At 63.7% G+C, this 16530-nt stretch carries 9 protein-coding genes; 6 read left to right on the top strand and 3 right to left on the bottom strand.

Annotated elements, in window-relative coordinates:
* Positions 1 to 21: 21 nt before the first annotated feature.
* Together BRAS3843_RS03455 and BRAS3843_RS03460 are read left to right on the top strand one after the other, a co-directional pair.
* A complete protein-coding gene (locus tag BRAS3843_RS03455) occupies positions 22 to 3552 on the top strand; it encodes an error-prone DNA polymerase (protein ID WP_008967325.1) in 3531 nt (1176 codons plus the stop codon).
* 163 nt (positions 3553 to 3715) lie between these two features.
* Positions 3716 to 5236, top strand: coding sequence for an FAD-dependent monooxygenase (locus BRAS3843_RS03460; RefSeq protein ID WP_008967327.1), 1521 nt, complete (start codon positions 3716 to 3718; stop codon positions 5234 to 5236).
* 101 nt (positions 5237 to 5337) lie between these two features.
* Here BRAS3843_RS03460 and BRAS3843_RS03465 read toward each other — a convergent pair whose 3' ends face one another.
* Positions 5338 to 6051, bottom strand: coding sequence for a hypothetical protein (locus BRAS3843_RS03465; protein ID WP_008967328.1), 714 nt, complete (start codon positions 6049 to 6051; stop codon positions 5338 to 5340).
* A 443-nt stretch (positions 6052 to 6494) separates the two neighbouring features.
* Positions 6495 to 6911, bottom strand: coding sequence for a hypothetical protein (locus tag BRAS3843_RS03470; protein ID WP_008967330.1), 417 nt, complete (start codon positions 6909 to 6911; stop codon positions 6495 to 6497).
* Positions 6912 to 7500: 589 nt separating this feature from the next.
* On the opposite strand from BRAS3843_RS03470, the gene BRAS3843_RS03475 reads away from it, so the two are divergent.
* From BRAS3843_RS03475 to BRAS3843_RS03490, 4 genes are all read left to right on the top strand, one after another.
* Positions 7501 to 8751 carry an efflux RND transporter periplasmic adaptor subunit gene (locus BRAS3843_RS03475; protein ID WP_008967331.1) on the top strand — a complete coding sequence of 417 codons (1251 nt, stop codon included), beginning with the start codon at positions 7501 to 7503 and terminating at the stop codon, positions 8749 to 8751.
* 42 nt (positions 8752 to 8793) lie between these two features.
* Positions 8794 to 11916 (top strand): CusA/CzcA family heavy metal efflux RND transporter, encoded by a 3123-nt coding sequence (locus BRAS3843_RS03480; protein WP_008967332.1) that lies wholly within the window; start codon positions 8794 to 8796, stop codon positions 11914 to 11916.
* A gap of 117 nt (positions 11917 to 12033) precedes the next feature.
* The gene (locus BRAS3843_RS03485; RefSeq protein WP_008967333.1) at positions 12034 to 13524 is read left to right on the top strand and encodes a hypothetical protein; all 1491 of its coding nucleotides are present in this window, start codon (positions 12034 to 12036) and stop codon (positions 13522 to 13524) included.
* Positions 13525 to 13536: 12 nt separating this feature from the next.
* On the top strand, positions 13537 to 14433 hold the full coding sequence (locus tag BRAS3843_RS03490; RefSeq protein ID WP_008967334.1) for a putative Methylenetetrahydrofolate reductase: 897 nt from the start codon (positions 13537 to 13539) through the stop codon (positions 14431 to 14433).
* A 128-nt stretch (positions 14434 to 14561) separates the two neighbouring features.
* Here the strand turns inward: BRAS3843_RS03490 and BRAS3843_RS03495 are convergent, their stop codons facing one another.
* Positions 14562 to 16211: a Na/Pi symporter gene (locus BRAS3843_RS03495; RefSeq protein ID WP_008967335.1), complete on the bottom strand. Its 1650-nt coding sequence runs from the start codon at positions 16209 to 16211 to the stop codon at positions 14562 to 14564.
* Positions 16212 to 16530: the final 319 nt, after the last annotated feature.

Below are 16530 nucleotides of genomic sequence, written 5' to 3' on the forward strand. Positions count from 1 at the left end.
AACCTTCGCGATCGCTCTGCCATGACAACGATCGACTATGCCGAGATCGGCATCACCACCAATTTCTCCTTCCTGCGCGGCGGCTCGCATCCGCAGGATTATGTGCAGCAGGCCGCCATCTATGGCCTCAAGGCGATCGGGATCGCCGACCACAACACGCTCGCCGGCATCGTGCGCGCCTATAGCGAGCTCGACAATGACAAGCTGCCTTACCGGCCGAAGCTGCTCTATGGCGCGTGTATCGTCTTCACCTGCGGCACGCCCGATATCCTGGTCTATCCGCGCGACCGCGCCGCTTACGGCCGGCTGTGCCAGCTGCTCACCCGCGGCAAACGCGGCGACGACAGCGACAAGGTCGAGAAGGGCGCCTGCTATCTGACATTCCAGGATCTGTTGGACTTTGCCGAAGGCCAGCTCCTGGTGCTGATGCCGCCGCATCGTTTCGAGGAGGCGGGCTTGCGCACGATCCTGGCACGCCTACGCGAGAGCCAGGCCGAGGGCGTATGGCTTGCCGCCAGTCTGCTCTATCGCGGCGACGATCGCCGGCGACTGGCGCGGCTTGCGCGCCTCGCTGCATCGGTCAAGGTGCCGCTGCTCGCGACCAATGACGTGCTCTATCATCATCCTGAGCGGCGCCCGTTGCAGGACGTGCTGACTTGTATCCGCGAGAAGACCACGATCGATGCGGTCGGCCGCAAGCTCGAGGCCAATGCCGAGCGTCATCTCAAGCCTGCGCACGAAATGGCGCGGCTGTTTCGCGACCATCCGCAGGCGATCGCGGAGACCATGCGCTTCGCTGACCGCATCACCTTCTCGCTCGATCAGCTCAAATACCAGTATCCGGACGAGCCGGTGCCGCCAGGCAAGACAGCACAGCAGCATCTGGAGGACCTGACCTGGGCCGGCGTTAAGAAATATTTCGGTGACGCAGTCGATGAGACGCTGCGCGCGACCTTGAAAAAAGAACTCGCGCTGATCGACGAGCTCAACTACGCGCATTACTTCCTGACCGTCCACGACATCGTCCGCTACGCCCGCAGCCAGAACATCCTGTGCCAGGGCCGGGGTTCGGCGGCCAATTCCGCGGTCTGCTATGTGCTCGGCGTCACCTCGGTCGATCCGACCAAGGTCGATCTCTTGTTCGAGCGCTTCATCTCCAAGGAGCGGCTGGAGCCGCCGGACATCGACGTCGACTTCGAGCATTCGCGGCGCGAGGAGGTGATGCAATATGTCTATCGCCGCTATGGCCGCCACCGCGCCGCAATCATCGCCACCGTGATCCATTACCGGCCGCGCAGCGCCATTCGCGATGTCGGCAAAGCACTGGGGCTGACCGAGGACGTCACGTCTGTTCTCGCCGACACCGTGTGGGGCAGCTGGGGCGATGGGCTGTCGGAGATGCAGGTGCGGCAGGCCGGGCTCGATCCCACCAATCCGATGATCGGCCTTGCGGTCGCGCTCGCCGCCGAGCTGATCGAATTTCCCCGCCATCTCTCCCAGCATGTCGGCGGCTATGTGCTGACCCAGGATCGGCTCGACACCTACGTGCCGATCGGCAATGCCGCGATGGAGGACCGCACCTTCATCGAATGGGACAAGGACGATGTCGACGCGCTGTCCATGATGAAGGTCGACGTGCTGGCGCTGGGCATGCTGACCTGCATCCGCAAGAGCTTTGACCTGATCGCGCAGCACAAAGGCGAGCGCTACGAACTCGCGAGCGTGCCGCGCGAGTTGCCCGAAGTCTATGACATGCTGTGCAAGGGCGAGTCGCTCGGCGTGTTCCAGGTCGAAAGCCGGGCGCAGATGAACATGCTGCCGCGCCTCAAGCCCCGCGAATTCTACGATCTCGTCATCGAAGTCGCGATCGTCAGGCCCGGACCGATCCAGGGCGACATGGTGCATCCTTATCTGCGCCGACGAAACAAGCTGGAGAAAGTCAGCTATCCGTCGCCGTCACCTGATCATGGCCCAAAGGACGAGCTCTACAAGGTGCTGCACAAGACGCTCGGCGTGCCCTTGTTCCAGGAGCAGGCGATGCGGATCGCGATCGAAGCTGCGCAATTTTCCTCCGAAGAGGCTAACGGCCTGCGCCGTTCGATGGCGACCTTCCGCAATGTCGGCACCATCGGCTCCTATGAGGAGAAGATGGTCGGCAACATGATCGCGCGCGGCTATGATCCGCAATTCGCCAAAAGCTGTTTCGACCAGATCAAGGGCTTCGGCTCCTACGGCTTTCCGGAGAGCCATGCGGCGAGCTTCGCCCAGCTGGTTTACATCTCGTCCTGGCTGAAATGCTTTCATCCCGATGCGTTCTGTTGCGCGCTACTCAATTCGCAGCCGATGGGATTCTACGCGCCGGCGCAGATCGTCGGCGATGCCCGCAAGAACGGCGTTGAGGTGCGCGATGTCGACGTGTCCTACAGTTTTGCGCAGAACACGCTGGAGGAGGGCAGCGGCAAATATTGCGCCGTGCGCTTGGGCTTCCGCCAGATCGACGGCTTCCGCTGGATCGACCCGGACGAGGAGGGGGTGAAAAGATCGAAGCGGCTTCAGGTGTCATCCGGGGATAAGGCGCCGGCTATCTCCACGTCGTCATTCCAGGGCGATGCGACGCGACAAAATAGCGAAGCTATTTTGCAAGGTGCATCGAACCCGGAATCTCGAGGTTCCGGGTTCGCACTGCGTGCGCCCCGGAACGACGAAGTGAACACAGCCCATAACGACAACCATGACGCCGACGATTGGGGCGAGCGCATCGTCAAGGCCCGCGCGCGGCGGCCGTTCACGTCGCTGGAGGATTTCGCCCGCGACACCGGCCTGCCGAAGCGCGCGCTGTTGCTGCTCGCTGATGCCGATGCGTTCCGTTCGCTCGGGCTCGACCGCCGGGCTGCGCTCTGGGCGGTCCGGCGTCTGCCGGATGATGTGCCGCTGCCACTGTTCGAAGCGGCGATCGCACGCGAGCAGCCTGATGAGAACGCAAGACCCTTGCCCGAGATGCCGCTGTCGGAGCAGGTGGTCGCCGATTATCAGACCATCCGCCTGTCGCTGAAAGGGCATCCGATGGAGTTCTTGCGGCAACGCTTCACACGCGAAGGCGTGCTTGCCTGCCGCGACGTCAACGATGCCAACGACAAGCGTTTCGTCCGTTGCGCCGGCGTGGTGCTGGTGCGCCAGCGGCCCGGCAGTTCCAAGGGCGTCGTGTTCATGACCTTGGAGGACGAGACAGGCATCGCCAACATCGTGGTTTGGCCGAAGGTGATGGAGCGCTTCCGCAAAGAGGTGATGGGCGCGCGGCTCGTGCTGGTGGAAGGGCATATTCAGAGCAGCCCGGAGAAGGTCGTGCATCTGGTCGCCGAACGGTTGATCGACCGCTCTGGCGATCTGTCATTGCTATCCGACGATCGCCTCGGCTCGCAAGCCGCGCCGCATGGCCCCACTCCGGCCGAGCCGCTGAATGACGACCGCAGGCAGCATCCGGACAGTCCTGCGCAAAAGGTCGGCCATCCCCGCAACGTCCGCATCCTGCCGCGCTCGCGCGACTTTCATTGATGCTCGATGGTCATTACGAGACACCTCAGTGCTCCAATGACGCCACTGAAGAACGCCCGCACCGTTCCTCCCAGCTTGATATAGGGCGCCCAAGGGGCTTGCTTCAAGACCCCGCTCATCCCGTACAACCGCCGGCCCAAGCCACGATCCACGGGGTGACGACATGATGACATTGATATCGACGTCGGCGGAGCGTGCGACCGACCGGAGCGCGGTCACGATTGACCACGCGGTGGTGATCGCCGGCGCAGGTCCGACAGGGCTGATGCTCGCAGGCGAGTTGGCGCTGGCGGGCATCGATGTCGCCATCGTCGAGCGACGCGAAAGCCAGGATCTCGTCGGGTCGCGTGCGGGCGGATTGCATGCGCGCACGATCGAGGTTCTCGATCAGCGCGGGCTGGCGGACCGATTCCTGGCGGAAGGAAAGGTGGCCCAGATCGCGGGGTTCGCCTGGAATCCGCTTGATATCAGCGACTTCCCGACCCGGCATAATTATGGGCTCGCGCTGTGGCAGAACCACATCGAGCGAATCCTCGCCGGCTGGGTCGAAGAACTGGCGGTGCCGATCTATCGCGGACGGGAGGTCACGGATTTCGTGCAGGACGAGACCGGCATCGACGTCGAACTCTCCAACAGCCAGTCGCTCCGGGCGGCCTATCTCGTCGGGTGTGACGGCGGACGCAGCCTGATACGCAAAGCAGCCGGCATCGCATTTCCCGGCTGGGATCCGACCATCAGCAACATCATTGCCGAGGTCGAAATCGCCGAAGAGCCGGAATGGGGGCTTCGCCATGACGCGCTCGGCTTTCATGGGTTCAGCAGGCAGGAGAATGAGCCCGTGCGGGTGCTCGTGACTGAGCGAGATCTGAACTGCAGCGGCGAGCCGACGTTGCGCGACCTCAGCGAAGCGCTCATCGCCGTGTACGGGACCGATTATGGCGTCCACAGTCCGACCTGGATTTCGAGATTCACCGACATGAGCCGGCAGGCAGCATCTTATCGCGCAGGACGGGTGCTGCTCGCCGGCGATGCCGCGCATGTCCATCATTCGTCCGGCGGACAAGGTCTCAACACCGGCGTGCAGGATGCCGCCAATCTCGGATGGAAGCTGGCCCAGGTGGTCAAAGGACTCTCACCCGAAAGCCTGCTGGATACCTATCACGCCGAGCGGCATCCGGTCGCGGCCCGCGTGCTGCGCCAGACCATGGCGCAAGTCGCGCTGCTTCGCCGCGTCGACGATCGCCTCAAGCTCGTGCGCGACATCATTTCCGAACTCCTCACGATGGACGAGCCTCGCAAACGCTTCGCCGCAACGATGTCGGGTCTGGACATTCGTTACGACCTCGGCGAAGGGCATCCGCTGCTCGGGCGCCGCATGCCTGACCTCGATCTGGTCACTGCCAATGGTCAGCGCCGGGTCTTTGCTCTTCTGCACAACGCACGGCCGGTCCTGCTCAACTTCGGTGAGCCCGGTACGCTCGACATCATGCCATGGGCGGATCGGGTGCAGCAGATCGATGCGACATATTCCGGTGCGTGGGAGCTTCCAGCGCTCGGGCCTGTGGTGGCGCCGGCCGCCGTGCTGGTTCGGCCCGACGGCTATGTCGCGTGGGTGGGAGACAAGGCCCGGCTCGGGCTTGCCGAGGCGCTGACCAAATGGTTTGGACCGCCGAGCGCGGTATAGCTAGTGTTTGTTCATGATGGAGCTGTCCGAGGCTGCGGTTGCGGAGAAGGGACACGCCGCACGCCTGCTACATGGCGGTCTTTATGTAGGGTCTTTGGCGTCTATCTGACTTCGATCTGCAACTGATCGAGTTTGCTGCAATAGATCGCCGACTCCATCAAAAGCCTCAGTGCGATGTCGGGCGCCAGCACGCTTTTCACGTCTTGAATCGGGCGGCTCGCCGCCTGAGCCGCAATCGCGGACCACCATGCGACGGGGGCGGCTCCGAAGTCGCGGTCGGAGCCCGGAAATTTCCCCGAGAAACAGATGAGTACCGTCGGCCAAACTGCCCTGAGAAGGTCTCGCGCCGGCAGTTGAGCCTGGTGATTGGAAGGGACCGAGGATCTGCCTTCGTTCGCTTGGCCGATCGTCGATGCGACGTGTCTGAACATGGGCTCGAGCTCAGGTAGTTGTTGAGGCTGGATGCCGGCCCTGACTGCGCCTCCGGCCGCTACCGACCAGACACATCGATTTCCGTCAGCCTCGGTCTTGGGCACCAGCATTCTGTTCAGCGCATCACCAAACCAATATTGTTCGCCGGAGGCCGCGGCGACACGATTGAGGTCGACGCCCATTTTAGGTGAGCTGACAAAGAGCGTCCGCTGCGCAGCGTAGCCGGCGATTGCGCCGACCGCTGAAATATATGTCTCGGCGTGGATGCGACCATTCATGGTCATCCGATGTGACAGGTTTTGGACAAGATGACCGAGAGCGAAATTGCACGCCGCGGCATCCGGTTCGTTCTTCCACGGCAGTTGATTGGGGACGGTTTTCATAAGCCACCCTTACCAGAGTCCGTCACAGCGTCGAAGCCGGCTATGCCGATCGTGCGGCAGGAATACGTCGCTTGCTTCTGTTCAAGCGTCAAAAGTGATCGACGCTTCCGCTCAAAACAGAGCCGGAAGCAGAGCAATAGTCTCGCGACGTTACATCTTCCTCAACGATCGACGTTTGGAAGGAAAGAATTGGCGTTGGGGACAGGTTCAGCCGGGGCTGAAACTGATCATCAAATTAGTCAGTTCGATCACGACAGGCATCGCTGCGCTCAACGCTTCTTAGGATCTCTGTCGGGGTGATGCGTACTCCAGCTCGGGCCAGTCTCGCGCCCGTCGTTAAGAGGTATATCAGGGAGCGGCGATGCCGGGGCGTACCACTGAGTCCCATGGGGGTCTAAGTGGCCGTCCAACAACCGCGCGACATCGCCGCCCCAACGTGTCTGTCAATAAGGATAATTCGGGCAGACCCACTGGCCATAGTTGTTGTAGTGGCAGCCGTTATTGTAGCTGTTGTTGTAGTAGCCGTAGGAGCCGTAGGCCGCTGCGGCCCCGACCGCTCCCACGGCCGCGGCACCATAGGCGGCGCGCCGAGCACCGCGATAGGCTGCAGTCCGGTACGCTCCTCGACGCACCGCCGTGCGGGCCACGGGCCGACCGGGGATGGGCCGGTACCCATAGCCACGTCCGGCGACACCGACGCGACCCGCGCCACCGACATGGGCAACGCGTGCACCTCCGCCGTGGAAACCGCCGCCGCCCCTGTAACCACCACCGCCGCGACGCGCCAGCGCTTCCTGCGGAACCAACGTCGCGCAGACCAGCACGAGGGCGGCGAGGATTGTGAGAGCATATCGAAGCATGACGTTCCTCCTCTCGTTTCGGACGCCACAATTCTCGGTCGAACTCAGCCTCACCCATGATGCCGCGTCGACCGAGCAAACAAAGGCACCCGTCGCGAGTCTCGCTCCGGCAAGTCATTGCGATTGAGATAAATCAATGGAATTTGCAGTTAATGTTGAAGCGGTCGTCCGCGCTGCGCCGCAAATGATGACCGCGCTTCTGATCGGCCGACCCTTCGTCAACAAAGGCATGGATGCAATGCGATCACCTCGCATCGTTCTCTCGCACAGGGTGAGTTGATGGACGCTTCCCCGGGGCACGTCGCGCGCTGGAATGCGTTCTGGCGTCATCTTGGCATGCTACGCCATTTGCGGGGCGAGGACGCCGCACGCGCCGCCCATGATGCGCCGCAGAGGGGCCCCAGGCTCAACGGAATGAACTGAACGCAAGCTGAACGGGGGTCGTTGAAGTTTCAAATTTTTAACGCAAAACTGAGGCGATTTCGGCGATTTTTAGGTTGTTTAAAGCTCCAGTTCCGCACTATTAGCGCAGCAAAATGAACGGTCATCGCCGGGCGCCCCCGTAAGGCGAGCGTAAGGTGGATAGGCCATGGCGTCTGACATGAACCAATCTCCGCAGAAGCTGAGCAAAAAACGGCTGATCATCGTCTTGGCGGCGCTGGCCGTTGCCGGCGCAGGCGGCTATGGCTACGTGCAATCGCAGCCGGGACCGGCCGCAAAGGACGATATTGAGCTCTCCAGCCAGTCGCGGAAGGGTGGCCAGACCTTCACGCCGTCGCCGTCCGAATGGGCCACCCTGACCGTCGAGCCGGTCTGCGAGAAGGTTTTTCGCGCCGAACACGTCACCGAGGGCAAGGTCGCGGTCGATGAGGATCGCTCCACCCCCGTATTTTCCCCGTATGCCGGCCGCGTGACAAGACTGCTCGCCAAGCCCGGGGAGACCGTCAAGCAGGGGCAGCCGCTGTTCGTGATCGAGGCCGCCGATACGGTGCAGGCCCAGAACGACTTCATCACCGCGATCACGGGGATGAACAAGGCCAAGTCCGCGCAGGATCTGGCCGAAATCCAATACAAGCGGGCCAAGGACCTGTTCGAGGGCCGGGCCATTCCGCTGAAAGATTTCCAGCAGGCGGAAGCGACCTTTGTCCAGGCCCAGAACGATATGCGTTCGGCCCAGACCGCGCTGGAGGCCGCCCGCAACAAGCTGCGAATCCTCGGCCTGACCGATGCGGCTATCACCGAGTTCCAGGCCAAGGGGACGATTGACCGCGAGATCACCATCAACGCGCCGCTCGGCGGCACCGTCGTGCAGCGCAAGGTCGGCCCCGGTCAGTACGTCCAGGCCGGCGCGAGCGATCCCGTATTTGTGATCGGCGATCTCTCGACCGTCTGGCTGATCGCCTATGTCCGCGAGAGCGACGCGGCGCTGGTCAATGTGGGCCAGGAGATTTCGGTCAACGTGCTCGCGCTGCCCGGCCGCCCGCTCAAGGCGAACATCAACTATGTCGCTGCGGCGATCGACCCGGCCACCCGCCGGCTCCTGGTTCGCGCCACCATCGACAACAAGGACGGCCTGCTCAAGCCCGAAATGTTCGCCAATGTGACGATCTATTCGCCGGGCGATCAACCCGCCGCCGCGGTGCCCCGGCAGGCCCTGATCTACGAAGGTAGTCAGGTGCGCGTCTGGGTCGCGCATCCCGACAAATCGATCGAGCTGCGCAAGATCAAGACCGGCCTCGTCAATGGCGATCTGGTCGCCGTCGAAGGCAACCTGAAGGCCGGCGAGCAGATCGTCACCAAGGGCAGCCTGTTCATCGATCGCGCCGCGTCCGGGAGCTGACGTGCGCGTGCGTTGCTCCCTGAAGCCGAAAGCCTGACCTGAATGGATCGCCTGGTCGCCATCGCCGTTCAGCGGCGCTTCCTGATGGTGGGGATGTTCGTCGCGATCCTGGCCGGCGGCCTGATCGCGTTCAAGCAGCTCAACATCGAGGCCTATCCCGATCCGACCCCGCCGATGGTCGACATCGTGACGCAAAGCCCGGGCCTGTCGGCCGAGGAAATCGAGCGCTACATCACGATTCCGATCGAGACCCAGGTCGCCGGCATCAAGAACCTGCGCACCATCCGCACGATCTCGCTGTACGGTCTCTCCGACGTCAAGCTGCAGTTCTCCTTTGACTACACTTATGACGAGGCGCTGCAACAGGTCTTGAACCGGCTGTCCCAGCTGGCGCCGCTGCCGGGCAATGTCACGCCGCAGATCTCGCCCTTGAGTGCGATCGGCGAGATCTACCGCTACCGGCTGAAGGGCCCGCCCGGCTACAGCGTGCTCGATCTCAAGACCCTGCAGGATTGGGTGCTGCAGCGGCGCTTCCGCGCCGTGCCCGGGGTGATCGACGTCACCGGCTGGGGCGGCAAGACCAAGACCTATGAGATCCAGGTCGATATCAACAAGCTGGTCGCCAACGGCCTGACCCTGCCGCAGCTGTTGCAGGCGGTCAGCAACTCCAACATCAATGTCGGTGGCAACACCGTCGAGATCGGCACGCAGTCGGCCGTGGTGCGCGGCGTCGGCCTGATCCGCTCGATGGACGACCTCGCCAACACCATGGTCTCGCAGACCAATGGCAATCCGGTGCTGGTCAAGGATGTCGCCAGCGTCACCGTCGGCGAGAAGCCGCGGCTCGGCATCGCCGGCCTCAACGACAATGACGACATCGTCCAGGGCATCGTGCTGATGCGGCGCGGCGAGCAGAGCTCGCCGACCATCGCGCGGGTCGAGCAGCTGGTCGAGCAGATCAATCATTCGACGATCCTGCCGCCGGGCGTCCATATCGAGCGCATCTACGACCGCAAGGACCTGATCGACACCACCACCCACACCGTGCTGCACAACATGGTGGTCGGCATTCTGCTGATCGTGCTGTTGCAGTGGATCTTCCTGGGCGATCTCCGCAGCGCGCTGATCGTCGGCGCCACCATTCCGTTCGCGCTGTTCTTCGCCGTCATCATCCTGGTGCTGCGCGGCGAATCCGCGAACCTGCTCTCGGTCGGCGCGATCGATTTCGGCCTGATCGTGGATGCCACCGTGATCATGGTGGAGGCGATCTTCCGGCGGCTGACGCAGACGACGCCGTTGTCGGCAGCCGAGGAGAGCCACATCTCGCCCGAGACGATGATGGGCATCAAGAGCCACGCGATCCTCAGCGCGTCCGCCGACGTCTCGCGCTCGATCTTCTTCGCGGCCGCCATCATCATCGCGGCCTTCCTGCCGCTGTTCACCTTGAGCGGGGTCGAGGGCAACATCTTCGGCCCGATGGCGCGCACATATGCCTACGCGCTGGCCGGCGGTTTGCTCGCGACCTTCACGGTGACGCCGGCGTTGAGCGCGATCATCCTGCCTGCGCATGTCGAGGAGACCGAAACCCGGCTGATGCATCTCCTGCACGGCCTTTACCGGCCGGCGTTGCGCTGGGCTGTTGCCAATCGCGGCCTGGTGATGGCGGGCGCGGTCGGACTCGTGATCATGACGGGTGTGGTCGGCCGGCTGCTCGGCCTCGAATTCCTGCCCAAGCTGGAAGAGGGCAATCTCTGGATCCGCGCCACGCTGCCGCCGACCATCTCGCTGCAGGAGGGCAATCAATACGTCAACGAGATGCGCAAGCTGATCGGATCGCGGCCCGAGGTCGAGGCGGTGGTGTCGCAGCACGGCCGCCCGGATGACGGCACCGATGCCGCCGGCTTCTTCAATGCCGAGTTCTTTGCACCGCTCAAGCCGGTCAGCGAGTGGCCGGGCACGCATGACAAGGAGCAACTGACGGCCGAGCTTTTGAAGCAGCTCGACGACCGCTTCCCCGGCGTCGAGTTCAACTTCTCGCAATATCTGCAGGACAACGTCTCCGAAGCGGTGTCGGGCGTGAAGGGCGAGAACTCGATCAAGCTGTTTGGCAATGATCTGCAGGCGCTGACCGATACCGCGAACAAGATCAAGCAGGTCCTGTCGACCGTGCAGGGCATCACCGACCTTGCCGTCTTCACCTCGCTCGGCCAGCCCACGGTGCAGATCGACATCGACCGTGCCAAGGCGGCCCGTTATGGGCTTGCCCCCGGCGACATCAACGCCACCATCAAGGTCGCGGTCGGCGGCGACACTGCGGGCGATCTCTACGAGCCCGGTAGCGACCGGCATTTCCCAATCATCGTGCGGCTCGCGCCGGAATATCGCAAGAGCGCGGAGGCGATCGAGAATTTGCGCATCGGCGCGCAGGGGCCGAACGGCATCACCCAGATTCCGTTGAACGAGGTTGCTACCATCAAGCTGGTCTCCGGCGCGGCCTATATCTATCGCGAGCAGCAGGAGCGCTATCTGCCGATCAAATTCTCGGTCCGCGAGCGCGACCTCGGCAGCGCCATCCAGGAAGCGCAGCAGAAGATCGCCGAGCAGGTGCAGCTGCCGCCGGGATCGCATCTCGAATGGGTCGGTGAATTCGGCAATCTGCAGGATGCGATCAAGCGGCTGTCGATCGTGGTGCCGATCAGCCTGGCGCTGATCGCGGTCCTCTTGTGGTTCAATTTCGGCTCGATGGTCGACACGCTGCTCGCGATGAGCGTGATCCCGATGGCGATCTTCGGCGGCGTCGTTGGCCTCGTGATCTCCGGCATTCCGTTCAGCGTGTCGGCGGCAATCGGCTTCATTGCGCTGTTCGGCATCGCCGTGATGGACGGCATCATCATCCTCTCGCAGTTCAACCAGCTGATCGACGAAGGCTACGATCGGATCGCCGCGGTGATCCGCACCGGCGAATTGCAGCTGCGTCCGGTGCTGATGACCTGCGTCGTCGCCGGCGTCGGCCTGTTGCCGGCGGCGCTGTCGACCGGCATCGGCTCGCAGGTGCAGAAGCCGCTCGCGATCGTCGTGGTGACCGGCATGATGCTGGCGCCGCTGGTGATCCTGATCACCCTGCCGGTGCTGATCTCCTTCTTCTCGCGCCGGGGCGCGAGGTAGGCGCTGTATCCTGTGGGCACGTGCCCACAGATTCTGCCCACTCAGTTTGTGGTTGACGACCCCTGGCCGGCACGCCTTGATTGAAGCCAATCGAGAGTGACTGCCTGGGAGGTCGCGATGCGCGACGAGCAGCGCCCGGAGAGTGATCAGACGACCGACAATGGGTCCATTGCCGGCGCGCCGGTCGTGCGCGCCAAAGCGGGTCAGGCGCGGATCGAACTCGGCACCTCGGAGCAGGTGCTCGCCGAGATCCGGGAGTTCTGCCGCGCGACCAAGACCTCGGAATCGACCTTCGGCCGGCTGGTGGTCAATGACGGCAAGCTGGTGTCGCGGCTGCGCGACGGCGCCCGGATCACCACCAGCACGCTGGACAAGGTCCGCAGCTATCTGGCGGCGCATGGGCCGGGCGAAAGCCCAGCCTGTGATCCGACGCCGCTTCCGGCCGGTCCGCAGCGCGGGGCGGGGGCCAGGACGGACTCGCCGCCCTCCGGTTTCCGGTTCTTCGACAACCGCCAGAAATATCTGCTGTTCGTCTCCACCTGCAGCGAGAAGACCGAGGTCGCCAACCGGATTTCGCTGGAGATTTCCAACCTGCAGCCGGCCCCGCCGGCGCTGCGCCTGTTCGACGCCGGCGTCGGCGACGGCACGGTGCTGTCGCGGGTGATGCGGGCGCTGCATGCGCGCTTTCCCATCATGCCGCTCTATGTCGTCGCCAAGGAGATCTCCTACGAAGACGTGCGGATGATGCTGGAGAAGATGGCCGACCGGCTGTTCGAACATCCGGCGACCGTCGTCGTCGTCACCAATCTCTATTACGGTGAGGCGCCATGGCTGACACCGCGGTCGGCCACCGCCGCCCAAAGCCTGCTCTGGAAGGACGTCGCGCTCTCCGGCAACACGGCCCACGGCTTCGCCGAACAGATCAACGCACTGGAGCCGTTCCTGGCCGAGAACTGGCGCGCCGGCATCAGTCCGACCACCGGCAACCCGGTCTACAAGCGGCCGGTGATCCTCACGCTGTGGCGGGAGGATCATTCGTTCCTGCTGGATCCGATCATGCCGCGACCGGGGCGGGTGAGGGCGGATTATGACCTCGTCATTGCCTCGCAGCCCTACCGCGCCCGCGCCAGCGTCGAATTCAAAGCCTCCAAGGTGGTGACGCCGCTGGTGCGCGCGCTGCGTCCGGGCGGACGGCTGATCGGTATCCATTCCCACGGCCGCGATCCCGGCATGGAGATCATCGACCAGGTCTGGCCGGGCGACAATCCCTTCACCACCGACCGCTATGCCATCCTGCGCGAGGTCAAGCACGAGCTCGGCTCGGCTGCGCGCCACTACAACTTCAATGCCTCTTCGGATGCGCGGTCGATCTTCCGCTATCGCATGCACACGCTGCCCGACGAGGTCTCCGGCCCGATCGGCACCTCCACGCTGTTTGCCGCCTGGAATGCAGCGATCTATGTCGCCCAGATCGAGGACAACAGGCTGTCGGAGGTGGTGCGCGACGGCCGCTATCTCGAGGCCACCGACCGCGTGCTGAAGAAGCATGGCGGCCTCTGGTTCAATGACGAGACCTATGTGATCTCGCGCCGCCGCGCGCCGGCCTGATGGAGCGGATTGATGCTTGCGCAGACCTCCGTCGTGTCCAACAGGCTTTCGCAAATGCTGCCCTCGGCCTCGGTCGAGATCTCCTCGCGCGGCCATCAGACCGGCGAGCTCAGCGACAATTTTGCGCCCGGCACGGGCGTCTCGATTACGTTCCTGCCCGGCGACAATTATCATCACAACATTGAAACGGCCGCGGCCGTGCGCCGCGCGGGCTTCAACCCGATTCCGCATCTCGCTGCGCGCGAGATCCATTCGCGCGATGCGCTTGCGGATTTCCTGGCCCGTTTGCGCGGCGAAGCCGACACAACATCTCTGCTGCTGATCGCGGGTGACGTGCTGGCTGCCAGGGGGCCGTTCAAGGCGAGCCGCGACATCGCCGAGTCCGGCCTGATCGAGCGACACGGCTTTATCAGCGTCAACATCGCGGGCCATCCGGAAGGCCATCCGTTTCTCGACGGCAACGGCGCCTTGAAGCTGCTCGTGGACTGGCAGGATTGGAGTGCCCGCAGCGGAATAGCGGTCGGTGTGACAACCCAGTTCTGCTTCGAGAGCGCGCCGATCCTGGACTGGTTGCGGCAGCTTCGGACCCATGGCGTGTCGCTGCCGGTCACCATTGGGCTGGCGGGGCCCGCCAGCCCGGCAACCCTGGTGAAGTTCGCCCTGCGTTGTGGGGTCGGCAATTCCCTCCGTGCGGCGCGCAACCAGATCGGCCGCTATGGCCGGCTGCTGACCGACACCGGTCCGGACGAGGTCACGCACGGGCTCGAGACCGCGCCGCCCGCAGAGACGGAAGCTGTCATCGGCTTCCATCTGTTTCCCTTCGGCGGACTGCGCAAGGCCTCCCGCTGGCTGCGCGATTATGAGAACGGCGCAACATCGGTTGCTGCGCCGCTGCATCAGAAGCCATAGCTCGCAGAGGGAGCGAGAGCGGGTGTGTCGGGAGCGCATCGCGATGAGTGCGAGAATGCGGACCTCATCGGCGTGATCGTCGCCTCCAACACGCAGGACGCACATCTTCAGCCTCGCGAGCCCCGTTGCTACGTCTCGCGGCCGACGAGATGCACCGCGCAGCGCCATGCGTGCCGCGTGAGCGCTTGCAGGCTCCTCAATGTGTCGACGCGAGCGATCGCGACGTCAGCCGTCAATGTCCCGTGGGCGACCGCGCGCAGGGTCGCGCTGCGATGAGTCCGCTGCAACGTTTCCAGCTCTGCGGCAAAATGCTCGAGTTGCAGCAGCAACTCATGGGTGGACGTCATTTCTTTCGCCGAAGGGTCGGTCCCGGCCGGCGCTCCGAGGTTGTCCGCGATCGAGATCGCGAGTCCCATCGCATGGGCGCATAACCCGTCCGCGCGCAAATCATCCGGCCCGGCGTGCACTGTCTTGAAGTCGGTGGCTGCCGCCGCCTCTGCCAAACGTGACGCGTGGTCGAGTGCGTGCAAGGTGCTTGTGAGCCGCTGCTGCTCATCCTCGGTTTCCGGCGGCCCGGCGACATCCGACAAGAAGACTTGCGCCTGGCGCATTGCGTCGCTGGCTTCACGCACTGAAACGGCATCCTGCTTCCGCAAGGGTTCGTTCCGGATCTCGCTGACCAGCGCTGTCTCGATCGAGTCACACACCGCGGCCAATGCGCGTGCGGTGGTACGTCTCACGGCCTCAACAGCAACGATCGGCGTCGCAAGCGCGGAAGGATCGAGGCAGCGCATCAGCGGCGAGCCGCGCTCGGGCAGAATGCGCTCCACCAATTGCGTGAACCGGTCGACGAGCGGCAGCAGAACCACGACGCCGACGACGTTATACGCGGTGTGATAGGCCGCCAGCAGGGTGACGCCATCGATCGTCTTCGAGGCCTGGATGAGCAGGGGCGTGACGATGGGAAACAGCAGCAGCGCAATGACGGCCGCGATCAGCTTGAACAGCACATAGGCGACGGCCAGTCGCTTGGCGGTGGTACTGGCGCCGATGGCCGCCAGTGCGGAGCTGGTGGCTGTTCCGATGTTCTGTCCGATGATCAATGCGCAACCCTGGTCAAGTCCGATCGCGTTGGCGAAGTAGGCCGACAGCGTCACGGCGACCGCTGCGGTCGACGATTGCATGATCGCGGTCATCACCAGCCCGGCCACGACCAACGTCAGCGCGCCGAGCATGCCGCGCCACCATGGGCCATCCGTCCCCGCGAGAACGGCCGGGAAGTCCTGTGGGTGCAATCGCTCGGCCAGCCCGCCCATTCCCTGCTGCAGGGTCGTCAGCCCAAATAGCACGAGTCCAAATCCGGCAAGTGCTGCACCTGCTCCGGATACTCGTCCACTCGCCAGCAGCTTGATCAGCGCGCCGACGAAGATCATCGGCATGGCCGCTGCCGTGAGCGAGACGCGAACGCCGATGAGCGCGACCAGCCAGCCGGTGCCGGTGGTGCCGACATTCGCACCGAACACGAGGCCGAGCCCCTGCGGGAACGTCAACAGGCCGGCGCTGACGAGTCCGATCGTCGTCATGATCGTGGCGCTCGACGATTGGACCAGCAGGGTGACGAGTGCGCCCCAGAATGAGCCGCGCAGCGGTGTCGCTGCGGCCTTGCTCAGCACTGCGCGCAGCCCGGAGCCCGCCAATGCCTTCAGGCCTTCCGTCATGACGGTCATGCCGAGAAGAAACAGACCAACGCCGCCAAGTGCCGAGATCGCGGTTGACATGCGCGCTTCCCGCAAGGTGATTGGGCCAGCTTTCGAACATAACCCAGCTACTCGATCCTTCAACTTGTCAAACGGCTTGAACGGGCAAGCTTCGATGTTCCCGCGGCACGTTGTGCCCGAGTGATGGCTCGATATGGACCCTCATGAATTGATGAGGGCGCAGGGAATGCCGGGTGAAGGCCTCACCCATGGCCCGCCTGCAGAAGAGAAAGCAGGCGGCAGTCACCACAGGATCAGCCGGATCATCCGGCATTCCCTGCGCGATGGGTTACGGCTTATACGCGCTCTCCTCGGGGACCGGCTTGATTGCCCCCGTCCG

The sequence above is a fragment of the Bradyrhizobium sp. STM 3843 genome, assembly GCF_000239815.1.
Classification (GTDB): Bacteria; Pseudomonadota; Alphaproteobacteria; order Rhizobiales; family Xanthobacteraceae; genus Bradyrhizobium.

What these genes read in the sequence shown, in the direction of transcription:
- BRAS3843_RS03455 (WP_008967325.1), top strand. Translation starts at nt 22, where the DNA reads ATGACAACGATCGACTATGCCGAGATCGGCATCACCACCAATTTCTCC.
- BRAS3843_RS03460 (WP_008967327.1), top strand. Translation starts at nt 3,716, where the DNA reads ATGATGACATTGATATCGACGTCGGCGGAGCGTGCGACCGACCGGAGC.
- BRAS3843_RS03465 (WP_008967328.1), bottom strand. Translation starts at nt 6,051, where the DNA reads ATGAAAACCGTCCCCAATCAACTGCCGTGGAAGAACGAACCGGATGCC.
- BRAS3843_RS03470 (WP_008967330.1), bottom strand. Translation starts at nt 6,911, where the DNA reads ATGCTTCGATATGCTCTCACAATCCTCGCCGCCCTCGTGCTGGTCTGC.
- BRAS3843_RS03475 (WP_008967331.1), top strand. Translation starts at nt 7,501, where the DNA reads ATGGCGTCTGACATGAACCAATCTCCGCAGAAGCTGAGCAAAAAACGG.
- BRAS3843_RS03480 (WP_008967332.1), top strand. Translation starts at nt 8,794, where the DNA reads ATGGATCGCCTGGTCGCCATCGCCGTTCAGCGGCGCTTCCTGATGGTG.
- BRAS3843_RS03485 (WP_008967333.1), top strand. Translation starts at nt 12,034, where the DNA reads ATGCGCGACGAGCAGCGCCCGGAGAGTGATCAGACGACCGACAATGGG.
- BRAS3843_RS03490 (WP_008967334.1), top strand. Translation starts at nt 13,537, where the DNA reads ATGCTTGCGCAGACCTCCGTCGTGTCCAACAGGCTTTCGCAAATGCTG.
- BRAS3843_RS03495 (WP_008967335.1), bottom strand. Translation starts at nt 16,211, where the DNA reads ATGTCAACCGCGATCTCGGCACTTGGCGGCGTTGGTCTGTTTCTTCTC.